The organism is Paraburkholderia sp. RAU2J (assembly GCF_003634845.1).
GTDB classification, from domain to species: domain Bacteria; phylum Pseudomonadota; class Gammaproteobacteria; order Burkholderiales; family Burkholderiaceae; genus Paraburkholderia; species Paraburkholderia fynbosensis.
In genome coordinates, this window is record NZ_RBXG01000001.1 from 3,075,899 (window position 1) to 3,089,458 (window position 13,560).

The window sequence follows — 13,560 nt, forward strand, 5'->3', positions numbered from 1 at the left end:
GCGGGCTTGCCTTTGCATTGCGCGAACCTGAAGCCGGAACGGACCGTCAGGCGCCGACGCGACACAACGCCCGAACTCTCAGCGCTTACCCAGCAGCGGCGAGCGCCCGATCACTTCGCGCGCGCGTTCGGCCGGCTCGGGCGCGGAAAACCCGGCAGCTTCGAGCGCCGGTTTGAGTCCCTTGAACTGCAGGCTTTTCTTTGGCGAGCGCAACGACGCCATGCCGTCGTCCCACGCATGCAGCATCTGCTTCGCGACCGTGTGCCACTGCGGTTCATTGCGCGCCGCTTCGATCACCTCATGACCGACGGCGACCGCCGAATCGCACAACGCCTCGACCATTTGCGCGTACTGCCGTGGCGCAATGCCCATGCGCGTGTTGAAAAAGCGCTCCAGCGTCTTGCCGGCCGCCCAGGTCTTGCGGCCGTCGATCGGCAGGCCCGGCGGATTGGCCGCGAAACGCGGATACGCCTGCGTCGTGACGATGTCGTAGACGGGCGTGAACGCGACGTCGTCTACCGAGCTGTAAAACAGCGCGATGTTCTTCGTGTGGCAGTCCGCGTTACGCACGACGTAGTTCGTCAGCAGATGCCAGCCGAGCTGCTGGAGCTGCTGTCGCATGCTGTTGCGATCGAGCAGATACGCGCGCGCTGCATTGAGCATTTTCTCGCTGGTCGAATTGTATTTTTCGTGCGGCGGCAAACCCAGCAGGCTGCACATGTCTTCGACGCCATACGCGGGCAGTCCTTGTGCATCGACGTCGAAGCGCTCGACGACCAGCGCCCGGCCATCGTCCGACATCTGCGTGCGCGCCACCGGCACGACGCCGAGCCGTTCCAGCACGCGCATCGAATAGAACTCGTTGAAGCCGAGGAACGGCGTGCTGTCGTCCGAGCCCTTGACGATGTGGCGGCTGGTTCGGATGGTCGGCTTGCCGAGCACCAGCGGCGCGGCGGCGCCGGCCGCCTGTTCCTGCGGCGCGATGAATTTCGGTACGGCGCCGGAGATGGCCGCGCGCGCATATTCGCGCACGAGCTGCGCGAAATGATCGGCGGTGTTGTCGCCGTGCAGGATGTCCTGAACGTCGAGCGCCTGCAGTTCGGTGCCCGGCGCGACGCCTTCGGGCGTCACGGTGACGCGGCCGATGCCCATCGCGCCGACCACCGCGAGCAGCGACAGGTCGGTGCCGTCGAGCAAGGGACCGAACTGCTCGCGGATCAGATTCAGCAGGTAACCTTCAGGCAGGTTCTGCCGGAAAAACGGATGCAGGTCGCGCGGCCAGCGCCAGGCTTCTTCGCGCACCGGCATGGTCAGGCTGACGAAGTCGGTGGCGCGGGCGTCGGCGTTGTATTTGAGGACGTAGTCGTCGCGCTCGCGAAACAACGTGGCGACGTTCCTGCCCAGCACCTGGACGTCGAGCCTCATGGGTTCGGCTCCGGGCTGCGTTGCTCAGCGAGGATGTCTTCCAGCGTGCGCCCGTGCCCATGCGCGACGAACTTGAGGTCGTAGCCCGCCGCTTCGAGCAGACGCAGCAGCACGGACACGCTCATGTCGTTGCGGGCGAGCGTTTCCATGCGCGCGACGGTGGTGCGCGCCACACCGGCGCGGCGCGCCAGTTCTTCTTGCGACAGGTTGTTTTCGCGCCGCAGCGCTTTCAGCATGTCCGATACGTCGGCGAGATGGGTCATATGTAGCCCCAAGGCATCAATTTCGGCGATTGGTATTCATATTGTAGCCCATCGGTTACAAAATCATTTTTTTAAATTTGTGTCTCACGGGCTACATTTTATCAATTTTCGCGCGATTTTGTGGCCCAAGGGCTACATATTGGCGCGGCGTCCCGACCCGTGCCCAGCCACGCCCCTCAGGACGAAAAAGCGGGCTTGCCGCTCGCGCGAAAAGCCCGCTTCGTGCCGCTGCGTCGATGGCAAGCCGAACCTCGCGTCCGGCCGCCGCGCTTACTTGGCCGCGCCTCCTTCGAACCAGGCCGCGATTTTCATCCGCTCGTCGTCGGTCATGTGCGTCACGTTGCCGAGCGGCATCGCCTTCAACGTCACAGCCTGCTGATAGATCCGCTGCGCGTTCTGCGAGATTTCATCGGGCGTATCCAGCAGCACGCCGGCCGGCGCGCTGCCCATCATCGTCGGATGCGCGGAGTGGCAGGCCACGCAGCGCTGTTGCAGCACCGGCGCGATGTCGGCCACCTTGACCGCCGGCGCGTTCGCGGCCTGCGCTTGCGGCACGAGCGGCTTCGGCATGGTCCAGAAGAGGGCGCAGAACATCAGCGCGACGCCGACGAGCGGCAGGTACCACAGCACCTGGCCGCGGTGGCGCATCACGAAGAACTGGCGGATCAGCGCGCCCGCCAGCATGATGACCAGCAGCACGGCCCAGTTGTACGGATGCGTGTAGGTCATCGCGTAGTGGTTCGACAGCATCGCGAACACCACCGGCAAGGTGAAATACGTGTTGTGCACCGAGCGTTGCTTGCCACGCTTGCCGTAGATCGGGTTCGGCGTGTTGCCTTTGAGCATCGCGTCGACCATCTTGCGCTGGCCCGGAATGATCACGAAGAACACGTTGGCCGACATGATCGTCGCCAGCATCGCACCCATGATCAGATAGGCTGCGCGGCCCGCGAAGATATGGCAGGCGAGCCACGCGGCGATCACGACGTACACGCCGACGCAGATACCGAGCGCCTTGTCGCGGTTGCCGAGAATGCGGCACAGCGAGTCGTACACGATCCAGCCGGCCGCGAGGAAGCCGATCGCCGACGCGACGGCGACCACCGGACCCATGTCGAGCACGTTCTTATCGATCAGATACGTGGTCGGCGAGAACAGATACAGCACGGTGAAGAGGCCGAAGCCCGACAGCCACGTGGTGTACGACGGCCACTTCGACCAGTGCAGATCGTCGGGCATTTCCGGCGGCGCGACGGTGTACTTCTGCATGTTGTAGAAGCCGCCGCCGTGCACGTGCCACAGTTCGCCGAACACGCCGCGCCGGCGCTGGTTCGGATCCTGCGGCGGTTTGAGGCTGTTGTCGAGCGCGACGAAATAGAACGACTCGCCGATCCAGGCAATCGCGGCGATGACGTGGAACCAGCGAATCGCGAGATTCAACCAGTCGGTGATAAAGCCTTCCATGACACTCCTCCACTTCTGATTCGTTGTATGCGCGATGACGTTCGGCGCCTCGCTGGACCCGTCCGACGGATCTCGGGCCGTCCGGGCTCAGCGCGCTGAGCCCGGGGTCGAAGACGCGGTGCGCTCAGTTCGCACGGCGTCGATTTTTTTATGGGTCTCAGGTCCGTCGGCTCGGGAGAGGCCACGCGCGTTCGAATGCGTTTCGCGGGTGCTCGCGAGGCAGCAGGAAAGTGCCGGCGAGCATCTGCGCAATGCAATCGGACATGGCCGGCGCCAACGCCGCCTAGCTGCCTCGATACGTGCTGTACGACCACGGCGACACCAGCAGCGGCACGTGATAATGCGCAGCGGCGTCGGCCACGCCGAAGCGCAGCACCACACGATCGACGAAACGCGGCTCGGGCACTTTCGTGCCGATCGACGCGAAGTAGTCGCCCGCGCCGAACACGAGCTCGTATTCGCCCGCGACGAGCGCGTCGCCCTCCAGCAGCGGCGCGTCGCAGCGGCCGTCGTCATTGGTGGTGGTGGTTTTGAGCGCGCGGCGCGTGTCGCCCGCCAGCGCGAAGAGTTCGACCTTGATGCCCGCGCCGGGACGGCCGTTCGCGGTGTCGAGCACATGGGTAGTGAGCTTTCCCATTCGCAATTTTCCTTGTGTGTTTGCGAGGTTTCGGCGGCAGCCCGATCCAGATACGTTTGCGGCGGATCGAGGCTCCACGTCAGTGGCTACATACCCGTCGGCGAATTGAAGCGAGCGCCGTGGCAGCCATTGTAAAAAGGTTGTTCCGTTCAGCGCGCGCGAGATAGGAAAGATAATACCTGGCGCATGTTGGACAGCCCGTCGAAAGCCGCAGCGAGTTGCCTGGTTCGACTGCTGCGCGTCGCTTCGATCGTAGCGGCGCCAAAAAAGGCCCACTATATCGATAGCGTGAGGTTGGGTATCGCATTGGCGCGAGTTGCCATGCTTATTTTGGCCGTCGAAGGTTACACCTGTGCGCCGCGGCGGAGACGAACCCGCTGCGGCACACCCCGAAGACGGCGCAACACGCCGGGTAACCGGGCCAACGGCGTTCGACGGGACGCGGCGGCGCGGTTGGCGTGCCGTCACATCGCGTTCGAGCGGCTTTGCACGGAAGTATTGAAGCGGAGAAAACGAATGACGATGGAACAGGCGGCGCAGCAATCGGGAAAGGCGAAGAAAACGATGCTGGTCAAGCACGCTGAGGTGCTGGTCACGATGGACGGCGCGAGGCGCGAACTGCGCGACGGCGGTCTGTATATCGAGGACAACCGCATCGTCGCGGTCGGGCCGACGGCGCAGTTGCCGCCCACCGCCGACGAAGTGCTCGACCTGCGTGGCCACCTGGTCATCCCGGGTCTCGTGAATACGCATCACCACATGTATCAGAGCCTTACGCGCGCGTTGCCCGCCGCGCAGAACGCCGAGCTGTTCGGCTGGCTCACGAATCTGTACAAGGTGTGGGCCAATCTCACGCCGGAGATGATCGAAGTCTCGACGCTGACGGCGATGGCCGAACTGCTGCTGTCCGGTTGCACGACGTCGAGCGACCATCTGTATATCTATCCGAACGGCAGCCGGCTCGATGACAGCATTGCGGCGGCACGGCGGATCGGCATGCGTTTTCATGCGGCGCGCGGCAGCATGAGCGTGGGGCAGAAGGACGGCGGTTTGCCGCCGGATTCGGTGGTCGAGCGTGAAGCGGACATCCTGAAAGATACGCAGCGGCTGATCGAGACGTATCACGATGAGGGGCGCTACGCGATGCTGCGGGTGGTGGTCGCGCCGTGCTCGCCGTTTTCGGTGAGCCGCGAGTTGATGCGCGAGTCGGCGTCGATGGCGCGTCACTATGGCGTGTCGCTGCATACGCACCTCGCGGAGAACGTCAACGACGTCGCATACAGCCGCGAGAAGTTTGGCATGACGCCCGCCGAGTATGCGGAAGATCTCGGTTGGGTCGGCCACGATGTGTGGCATGCGCACTGTGTGCAACTCGACGACGCGGGCATCGAACTGTTCGCGCGCACGGGCACCGGGGTTGCGCACTGTCCATGTTCGAACATGCGGCTTGCCTCGGGCATTGCGCCGGTCAGGCGGATGCGTCTCGCGGGTGTGCCGGTGGGGCTGGGCGTCGACGGTTCGGCTTCGAACGACGGCGCGCAGATGGTCGCCGAAGTGCGCCAGGCGTTGCTGTTGCAGCGGGTCGGTTTCGGGCCGGACGCGATGACCGCGCGCGACGCCTTGGAGATCGCGACGCTGGGCGGCGCGAAGGTGCTCAATCGCGACGACATCGGCGCGCTCGCGCCGGGCATGGCGGCGGACTTCGTGTCGTTCGACCTGCGTCAGCCGCTGTTTGCGGGCGCGTTGCACGACCCGGTCGCGGCGCTGGTGTTCTGTGCGCCTTCACAGGTGAGCTATAGCGTGATCGGCGGCAAGGTGGTGGTGAAAGACGGCCAGTTGACGACGCTCGACCTCGGGCCGGTCATCGAGCAGCACAACCGGCTGGCGAAGACGCTTTACGAGGCGGCGGCGTAGAAGAAGAAAGTGCGGGAAAGCGAGCAGGGATGCCAGCGTCATGCGCGGCACGCCCGCCACCCGCGCAACAGCTGAAAACGAGGCGTCAGGGTTTGTCGATCAACGTCCTGGTCGCTTCGGCGACCAGACTGCGCAGCCAGCGCACTTCGTCGGAGTAATGCACGCGTTCGTGCCACAGCTGGTAGTACTGCATGGGCGGGAAATCGAGCGGCGCGGGCACCACGGTCAGCGGCAGGAACTTCGCGTAGTAATCGGCAAAGAGGCGCGTCGTGGTGAAGATCAGATCGGATTTGATCAGCACGTACGGCGCCAGATTGAAGTACGGCAACGTGACGACCACGTGACGCTTCAGGCGCTCGCGCGCGAGATGCACGTCGATCGCGCCGCGCTGGCCCACCGAATAAGGCGTCGGCGCGAGATGCGGGGCGTTCAGGTACTGGTCGAGCGTGAGGCCGCCGCGTTTGGCGAAAGGATGCGTGCTGCTCATCAGGCAGACGATCTGATCGACGAACAGGTTCGACAGATGCAGTTGCTCCGGCGGCTCCGGCCAGTTGCCGACCACGATGTCGAGCTTGCCGTCCTCGAGCGCGAGTTCGTAGTCGAAGGCGGGCCCGAGCGAGTGAAATTCGAGCGTCGCGTTGGGCGCGGCCTGGCGAAAACGTTCGACCACCGTCGGCACGAACAGCACATTCAGGTAGTCCGGGCAGCCGATCCGGTAGCAACGGATCGAGGTCGCCGGATCGAAGTTGTGCTGCTGGAACTTGATGCGTTCGATTTCGCGCAGCGCGTTCTGTACCGGTTCGAGCAGGCGCAGGCCGTACTCGGTCGGCACCATGCCGGATTTGCCGCGCACCAGCAGCGGGTCGCCGGTGATGTCGCGCAGGCGGCGCAGCGCCGCGCTGATCGCAGGTTGCGACTGATTCAGCTTGACGGCCGCGCGGGTGACGCTGCGCTCCATCAGCAAGGTGTGCAAGACGCGCAGTAGGTACGTATCGATCGCCTCGCGTTGCTGGCTCATGACTTCTCCGAAATATATGTTCTGGCTGATCGAACGGGCGTGGGGGTATATGCGTTTTAATATGAACGAAAATCGACGTCAAGGGTGGCATACCCGCAGAGCGCGCTGCGGCGCGGGTTTGCGGGAATTTTGACGGCTCGACTGAGCGGGTCGAATTAGGTATTGTCAACCGGTTGTGGTGACGGATCGTCCGCCGCCAAGGTGGACGGACGCGCCGGAACCGGACGTCACTGACGCACTACGGAATCACATGAGCGACTCTTCTTATAGCGACGGCGCCGCCGCGCAGCCGGCAGCGAGGCCGGAACAGGCGGCGCCCCGGCTGATGCTCGAGGGCATCAGCAAACAGTACCCGGCGGTGCGCGCCAACGACGACGTCACATTGATCGTCGCCCCGGGCGAGATCCATGCGGTGCTCGGCGAAAACGGCGCCGGCAAAAGCACGCTGATGAAGATCATCTACGGGGCGGTGCGGCCTGACGCCGGCGAGATTCGCTGGGAAGGCGAAGTGGTCGAGATCGCGAACCCGGCGGCGGCGCGCAAGCTCGGCATCGGCATGGTGTTCCAGCATTTTTCGCTGTTCGAGACGCTCACGGTCGGCGAAAACATCGCGCTCGCACTCGACGAACCGTTCGACCTGAAGACGCTTTCCAAACGCATCCGTGAAGTCTCGGCTGACTACGGGCTCGACATCGATCCGCAGCGTCACGTGCACAGCCTGACGGTGGGCGAGCGGCAGCGCGTCGAGATCGTGCGCTGTCTGCTGCAGAACCCGCGCCTGCTGATCATGGACGAGCCGACTTCGGTGCTGACGCCGCAAGCGGTGAGAAAGCTCTTCGCGACGTTACGGCGGCTGGCGGCCGAAGGCTGCAGCATTCTCTACATCAGCCACAAGCTCGACGAAATCCAGGAGCTGTGCGACAGCGCGACCGTGATGCGCGGCGGCCGTGTGACGGGTCACGTGAAGCCGAAGGGCGAGACCCATGCGTCGCTCGCGCAGTTGATGGTTGGCCATTCGCTGCCCGATTACACGCGGCGCGAGCACAGTCCGGGCGCCGTGCTGCTCGACGTGAAGCAGTTGTCGGTGGAGAGCGACGACCCGTTCGGCACGTCGCTGCACGACGTGTCGTTCGGCGTGCATGCGGGCGAGATTTTCGGCATCGCGGGCGTGTCGGGCAACGGCCAGGCGGAGTTGCTCTCGGCGCTGTCCGGTGAAAAACGCGGCGTGCGCGCCGACGCGGTCACGCTTTGCGGCAAGGCAGCCGGGCGCCTCGGCGCGGGCGGCCGGCGCGCGCTCGGTTTCGGCTTCGTGCCGGAAGAGCGCCTGGGTCGTGGCGCGGTGCCGGCCATGTCGCTATCGGAGAACGCGCTGCTCACCGCGCATCGTCAGCAGATGGTCAGCTCGGGCTGGATCAAGGCGGGCGCGATGCGAGCGTTCGCGAAGCGCTGCATCGACGCCTTCGACGTGCGTTGCGGCGGCCCGGAAGCGCTTGCGCAAAGTCTGTCCGGCGGCAATCTGCAGAAATACATCATGGGGCGCGAAATCCTGCAGGCGCCCAAAGTGCTGGTGGTCGCGCAGCCTACATGGGGCGTCGACGTCGGCGCGGCGGCGTTCATCCGTCAGCAGTTGCTCGATCTGGCGGCACGCGGCGTCGCGATTCTGGTGATCTCGGAGGAGCTGGAAGAGCTGTTCGACATCTGCGATCGCCTCGCGGTGCTCGCCGGCGGCCGGCTCTCGCCGGTACGCGCGACGGGGGCGACCAATGCCGAGGAAATCGGCCGCTGGATGGCGGGTCTGTTCGGCGCGCGCGAGGGCGCGGCGCCGTCGGCGGAACAGGCGGCGCACGCGTAAAGCGCGCGAAGCGAGAAGAGGCGAGCCACGTCGTTCGAGCCTCACCACCAGAACCAACAAATCACACGCTACCCATGATTCTTCCTTATCGACTCGAAGCACGCACGACGCCCTCGCGCACGATGCAGTTCGCCGTGCCGCTGATCGCCGCGTTGCTCACGCTCGCGATCGGCTTTCTGATTTTCAGCCTCGTGGGCCGCGATCCCTTGCAGGCGATGCACGCGTTTTTCATCGAACCGCTGTCGAGTGTGAACGGCTGGTCCGAGCTGCTGCTGAAGGCGTCGCCGCTGTGCCTGATCGGCCTCGGCCTCGCGATCGGCTATCGCGCCAACGTCTGGAATATCGGCGCGGAAGGGCAGATGCTGCTCGGCGGCATTGCCGCGAGCGGCGTCGCGATCTATTTCGACGAGGCCACCGGCTGGTGGATCCTGCCGACCATGATGATTGCCGGCGTGCTCGGCGGCATGGCGTGGGCGGCGATTCCCGCGCTGCTTAAGAGCCGCTTCAACACCAACGAGATTCTCGTGAGCCTGATGCTCACGTACGTGGCCACGCAACTGCTGATCTATCTGGTGAGCGGCCCGTGGCGCGATCCGCAGGGCATGAATTTCCCGCTGTCAGAAATGTTCAGCGGCGACGCGCTCTATCCAACGCTCTACGGCGACTGGCACTGGAAATGGCTGCGCGGCACGCGGCTGAACGCGTCGGTGTTCGTCACGCTAATCGCGATCCCGCTCGTGTGGCTCTTCATGCGCAAGAGCTTCGCGGGCTACAGGATGAACGTCGGCGGCCTCGCGCCGCTTGCCGCGCGCTATGCCGGCTTCTCCGACAAGAAAACCATCTGGACGTCGCTCCTGATCAGCGGCGGCCTCGCGGGCCTCGCCGGCATGGGCGAGATCGCCGGCCCGATCGGCCAGTTGCAGGCGACATGGTCGCCGGGCTACGGCTTCACGGCGATCATCGTCGTGTTCGTCGGGCGGTTGCATCCGGTCGGCATCGTGCTCGCGAGTCTCCTGATGGCCTTGCTGTATCTCGGCGGCGAAGCGGTGCAGACCTCGATGCAATTGCCGCAGGCGCTTTCCGGCGTGTTCCAGGGGCTCTTGCTGTTCTGCCTGCTGGGTGCCGACCTGTTCGTGAACTACCGGGTGCGCCGCCGCTCGCTGGCCGCCGTTCACTAACCAGGCTCACTGATCTTTTCGCCGGACTTCCATGGATATTCAACAAGCCAGCGCGCTCACCTCGAGCGCCGTCACCGCCGCAATCCCGCTGATGTTCGCGGGCGCGGGCGAACTCGTCACCGAAAAGTCGGGCGTGCTCAACCTCGGCGTCGAAGGGATGATGCTGATGGGCGCCGTGACCGGCTACGCGGTCACGACCGTTACCGGCAACCCGTGGCTCGGGGTGCTCGCCGCGATCGGCGCCGGTCTCGCGATGTCGCTGCTGTTCGCGTTTCTCACGCTGACCATGCTCGCCAACCAGGTCGCCACCGGCCTCTCCCTGACGATCTTCGGCATCGGCCTGTCGGCCTATGTCGGCAAGCCGTATACGTCGGCCGCGGTGCGCGCGACCATCGACACGTGGACCATTCCCGGTCTCTCGAAGATTCCCGTGCTCGGGCCCGCGCTCTTCAGCCTTACGCCGCTCGATTACCTGGCGTTCCTGATGTTCGCCGTGATCGGCTGGTTTCTGTACCGCACGCGCGCCGGTCTGGTGCTGCGCTCGGTCGGCGAATCGCCGCAGGTCGCGCACTCGGTCGGCTTTCCGGTGGTTGGCGTGCGCTACGGCGCGGTGGCCTTCGGCGGCGGCATGGCGGGGCTCGCGGGCGGCTACTATTCGATCGTGAATCTGCACCTGTGGCAGGAGAACCTGACCTCGGGCCGCGGCTGGATCGCACTCGCGCTGGTGGTGTTCGCGACGTGGCGCCCCGGGCGTCTGCTGATCGGCGCGCTGCTGTTCGGCGCGGTGACCGGCCTGCAGTTTTATGCGCAGGCGATCGGCGTGCCCGTGCCGACGCAATTCCTCGCGATGCTGCCGTATGTCGCGACGGTCGTCGTGCTGGTGCTCATCTCGCGCAATCCGAACACGATCCGTCTGAATGCGCCGGCATCGCTCGGCAAGCCGTTTTTCTCGGCGGGCTGATCGGGCCGCCCGCGACCCTGCGTTTCCTATTATTCGACCAACACGACAACAGGACCCAACATGAAGAGAAGAAATCTGCTGACCGCTTTCGCGTGGGGCGCGGCCTCGCTCGCGCTCGCTGCGCCGCTCGCGCAAACCGCGCAGGCCGCCGACGCGCCTGGCGTCGCGTTCGTCTACCTCGGCAATCCGGGCGATGCCGGCTGGACCTTCGCGCACGACCAGGGCTCGCGCGAAGCAGAAGCCAAGTTCGGCAACAGGATCAAGATCACGCGCGTCGAGAACGTGCCGGAATCGGCGGACTCGGAGCGAGTGTTCCGCGATCTGGCGAACAAGGGCAACAAGATCATCATCGGCACGAGCTTCGGCTTTCAGGACTTCCAGCTGAAGGTCGCGAAGGATTTCCCGGACACGGTGTTTCTGCACGCGACCGGCTACAAGAAGGCGCCGAACTTCGGCACCTATGACGTGCGCATGTACCAGGGCGCGTACCTGGCCGGTGTCGCCGCGGGCTACGTGACGAAGACCAACACGCTCGGCTTCGTCGCGTCGGTGCCGATTCCGGAAGTGGTGCGCAACATCAATGCGTATACGCTCGGCGCGCGCTCGGTGAATCCGAAGGTGCACACGAAGGTCATCTGGATCAACAGCTGGTTCGATCCGGGCAAGGAAAAGCAGGCGGCTGAAACGCTGATCGGCCAGGGCGCCGACGTGCTGCTGCAGAACACCGATTCGAGCGCGACGCTCGCCACCGCGTCGGAAAAACACGTGCATGCGTTCGGCTGGGATTCGGACATGAAGAAGTTCGGCCCGCAGGCGCATCTCGGTTCGGTGGTCGCGCACTGGGGCGTGTATTACAACGCGGCGATCCAGCAGGTGCTGGACGGCAAGTGGAAGAACGATCCGGTGTGGTGGGGCATTCCGCAGAAGGCCGTCGACCTGGAGGATCTGAACACCTCGGCGATTCCGGCCGAGGCGCAGAAGCAGGTCGCCACGAGGCGCGATGAACTGGCGGGCGGCAAGTGGGACGTGTTCACCGGCCCGATCAAGGATCAGTCGGGTGCGGTGAAGGTGCCGGCCGGCAAGACCCTGACCGATCCGGAACTGCAACGTCTGAACTGGTATGTGGAAGGCGTGGACGGTTCGCTGCCGAAGTAACGCGTCACGCTCGGCCGATGCCGGGCGATGCATGAACGGTTTTACGATCGACGAGACGGCGGTCGCCGCAACCGCTGCTTTGAGTCGCTGCGTCCAGTACGGACGCAGCGCTTTTTGCCGCGGATCGGCCGCTAGCCCGGCGCTCGCGTCTTGCGCGCATGCCGGACATGTGCCGCTTGCCTGTCAACGCGGCGCCGGCCCCACGGGCCCGGTGCCGCGATCGCGTTATTCGATCCGCAAACCAACCTTGATCGTCACCTGCCAGTAGGTGACCTTGTCGTCTTCGATCTGGCCCCGCGTTTCAGTGACTTCGAACCAGTGCAGATTGCGTAAGGTCTTCGACGCTTTGGCAATCGCGGTCTTGACGGCGTCGTCGCTCGATACCGTCGACGAGCCGGTCAGTTCGATCTGTTTGTAGACGTGGTCTGACATGAGCTTCCTCCTTGGTCTTCGTTGGTGTCCAGAAAGTATAGGCAACGGGAAACGCGGCACATGCGGCAAATGCGGCGGCAAATACGGCGGCAAACGCCACACGTGAGCGGCCCATCGGCGGGTAGTGCCGCACGTCGTGTGCCCGGTAGCCGGTGACGGCGCGCGGCCGTTATCATGTCCGCGCAACTCAATCCGATAGCCGACGAGGTTCGAAAGTGGAAATTGGTTTTTGCGGGCCCGGCCTGATGGGCGCGCCAATGATCCGGCATCTTCTGCGCGCAGGGCATACCGTGCATGTGTGGAATCGCACCCGGGCGAAGGCCGAAGCGCTGGTCGCGGAGGGCGCGCGCGTCGCCGATACGCCGCGTGAGCTGGCTCGGCGCTGCGAAGCGGTGCTGCTGTGCGTCGCCGACGCGGCGGCGGTGGAGGACACGGTGTTCGGCGCAGCGGGGCTGTTGAGCGGCGATACGGCCGAACTGGTCCGGCTGCGCTGGATCGTCGATCATTCGAGCATTCCGCCGGCCGCGACGCGCGCGTTCGCGCAGCGCGCGGCGGCGCTGGCCGCTTCGTCCGCATCGACGTCCGCGGCGGCGCAGCAGGGCGTGAGTGGGGCACGCATCGGCTGGATCGATGCACCGGTGTCGGGCGGCGTCGCCGGCGCGAACGCCGGCACGCTGGCGGTCATGGCGGGCGGCACGGCGAGCGACGTCGCGGCCGTCGAGCCGCTGCTCGACGCTTACGCGTCGCGTGTCACGCATATGGGCGAAGTCGGCGCGGGCCAAACTGCGAAGTTGTGCAATCAGACCATCGTCACCGCGACGCTGGCCGCGATCGCCGAGGCGGTCAGCCTCGCGCAGCGCAGCGGCCTCGACGCGGCAAAACTGACCGAGGGGCTCGCCGGCGGCTGGGCGGACTCCGTGCTGTTGCAGACCTTCGTGCCGCGCATGACGCAGACCGGTCTCGAGCCCATCGGCGCATTCCGCACCTTCCAGAAGGACATCGACACGGTCGCGGCCACCGCCTATGAGACCGGCACGCCGATGCCGGTGTCGTCGACAGTCCAGCAATTGCTGCGGCTGGGCGCGGCGATGGGGCTTGCCGAGGCCGATCTGTCGGCCTTCATCGACGTTTTGCAGACGCCACGCGGCACCTCGGGCGGGTAATACGAAGTGCGCGACGCAGTGCGCGACGAAGTGCGCGTGGGTTGAATTCGCGATAACCTGCTAAAATATTAGGTTTTTCGCCGATATCACATTCAAAG

At 65.0% G+C, this 13,560-nt stretch carries 12 protein-coding genes; 6 read left to right on the top strand and 6 right to left on the bottom strand.

What is annotated here, in order from left to right; genetic code table 11:
- Window positions 1-78: 78 nt before the first annotated feature.
- The 4 genes from B0G69_RS14085 to uraH form a co-directional block, all read right to left on the bottom strand.
- Entirely contained in the window at window positions 79-1,425 is a 1,347-nt protein-coding gene (locus B0G69_RS14085) for a type II toxin-antitoxin system HipA family toxin (RefSeq protein WP_121317813.1), read from the bottom strand.
- On the bottom strand, window positions 1,422-1,688 hold the full coding sequence (locus B0G69_RS14090; RefSeq protein ID WP_121317815.1) for a helix-turn-helix transcriptional regulator: 267 nt from the start codon (window positions 1,686-1,688) through the stop codon (window positions 1,422-1,424). Before B0G69_RS14090 ends, B0G69_RS14085 begins: the two co-directional genes overlap by 4 nt.
- 270 nt (window positions 1,689-1,958) lie before the next feature.
- Window positions 1,959-3,152, bottom strand: a complete 1,194-nt coding sequence (locus tag B0G69_RS14095) for a urate hydroxylase PuuD (protein WP_121317817.1) — start codon at window positions 3,150-3,152, stop codon at window positions 1,959-1,961.
- A 283-nt stretch (window positions 3,153-3,435) separates the two neighbouring features.
- Window positions 3,436-3,789 (bottom strand): hydroxyisourate hydrolase, encoded by a 354-nt coding sequence (gene uraH, locus B0G69_RS14100; protein WP_121317819.1) that lies wholly within the window; start codon window positions 3,787-3,789, stop codon window positions 3,436-3,438.
- Window positions 3,790-4,305: 516 nt separating this feature from the next.
- Here uraH and B0G69_RS14105 point away from each other — a divergent pair.
- Window positions 4,306-5,703: an 8-oxoguanine deaminase gene (locus B0G69_RS14105; RefSeq protein WP_121317821.1), complete on the top strand. Its 1,398-nt coding sequence runs from the start codon at window positions 4,306-4,308 to the stop codon at window positions 5,701-5,703.
- Between the two features lie 85 nt (window positions 5,704-5,788).
- Here B0G69_RS14105 and B0G69_RS14110 read toward each other — a convergent pair whose 3' ends face one another.
- Complete coding sequence (locus tag B0G69_RS14110) at window positions 5,789-6,721, bottom strand: LysR substrate-binding domain-containing protein (RefSeq protein WP_121317823.1); 933 nt, start codon at window positions 6,719-6,721, stop codon at window positions 5,789-5,791.
- Between the two features lie 250 nt (window positions 6,722-6,971).
- Between B0G69_RS14110 and B0G69_RS14115 the strand changes: the two genes are divergently transcribed.
- The 4 genes from B0G69_RS14115 (at window position 6,972) to B0G69_RS14130 (ending at window position 11,867) form a co-directional block, all read left to right on the top strand.
- Complete coding sequence (locus tag B0G69_RS14115; RefSeq protein ID WP_121317825.1) at window positions 6,972-8,573, top strand: ABC transporter ATP-binding protein; 1,602 nt, start codon at window positions 6,972-6,974, stop codon at window positions 8,571-8,573.
- A 74-nt stretch (window positions 8,574-8,647) separates the two neighbouring features.
- Window positions 8,648-9,751, top strand: a complete 1,104-nt coding sequence (locus B0G69_RS14120; RefSeq protein ID WP_121317827.1) for an ABC transporter permease — start codon at window positions 8,648-8,650, stop codon at window positions 9,749-9,751.
- 31 nt (window positions 9,752-9,782) lie between these two features.
- Window positions 9,783-10,712 (top strand): ABC transporter permease, encoded by a 930-nt coding sequence (locus tag B0G69_RS14125; protein ID WP_121317829.1) that lies wholly within the window; start codon window positions 9,783-9,785, stop codon window positions 10,710-10,712.
- A 60-nt stretch (window positions 10,713-10,772) separates the two neighbouring features.
- A complete protein-coding gene (locus tag B0G69_RS14130) occupies window positions 10,773-11,867 on the top strand; it encodes a BMP family ABC transporter substrate-binding protein (protein WP_121317831.1) in 1,095 nt (364 codons plus the stop codon).
- Window positions 11,868-12,092: 225 nt separating this feature from the next.
- Here B0G69_RS14130 and B0G69_RS14135 read toward each other — a convergent pair whose 3' ends face one another.
- Complete coding sequence (locus B0G69_RS14135; protein ID WP_121317833.1) at window positions 12,093-12,299, bottom strand: dodecin; 207 nt, start codon at window positions 12,297-12,299, stop codon at window positions 12,093-12,095.
- 215 nt (window positions 12,300-12,514) lie between these two features.
- Here B0G69_RS14135 and B0G69_RS14140 point away from each other — a divergent pair, with 215 nt between their 5' ends.
- Window positions 12,515-13,462, top strand: a complete 948-nt coding sequence (locus B0G69_RS14140; protein ID WP_121317835.1) for an NAD(P)-dependent oxidoreductase — start codon at window positions 12,515-12,517, stop codon at window positions 13,460-13,462.
- Window positions 13,463-13,560: the final 98 nt, after the last annotated feature.

Coding starts and splice junctions, on each gene's coding strand:
- B0G69_RS14085 (WP_121317813.1), bottom strand. CDS start 1,425: ATGAGGCTCGACGTCCAGGTGCTGGGCAGGAACGTCGCCACGTTGTTT.
- B0G69_RS14090 (WP_121317815.1), bottom strand. CDS start 1,688: ATGACCCATCTCGCCGACGTATCGGACATGCTGAAAGCGCTGCGGCGC.
- B0G69_RS14095 (WP_121317817.1), bottom strand. CDS start 3,152: ATGGAAGGCTTTATCACCGACTGGTTGAATCTCGCGATTCGCTGGTTC.
- uraH (WP_121317819.1), bottom strand. CDS start 3,789: ATGGGAAAGCTCACTACCCATGTGCTCGACACCGCGAACGGCCGTCCC.
- B0G69_RS14105 (WP_121317821.1), top strand. CDS start 4,306: ATGACGATGGAACAGGCGGCGCAGCAATCGGGAAAGGCGAAGAAAACG.
- B0G69_RS14110 (WP_121317823.1), bottom strand. CDS start 6,721: ATGAGCCAGCAACGCGAGGCGATCGATACGTACCTACTGCGCGTCTTG.
- B0G69_RS14115 (WP_121317825.1), top strand. CDS start 6,972: ATGAGCGACTCTTCTTATAGCGACGGCGCCGCCGCGCAGCCGGCAGCG.
- B0G69_RS14120 (WP_121317827.1), top strand. CDS start 8,648: ATGATTCTTCCTTATCGACTCGAAGCACGCACGACGCCCTCGCGCACG.
- B0G69_RS14125 (WP_121317829.1), top strand. CDS start 9,783: ATGGATATTCAACAAGCCAGCGCGCTCACCTCGAGCGCCGTCACCGCC.
- B0G69_RS14130 (WP_121317831.1), top strand. CDS start 10,773: ATGAAGAGAAGAAATCTGCTGACCGCTTTCGCGTGGGGCGCGGCCTCG.
- B0G69_RS14135 (WP_121317833.1), bottom strand. CDS start 12,299: ATGTCAGACCACGTCTACAAACAGATCGAACTGACCGGCTCGTCGACG.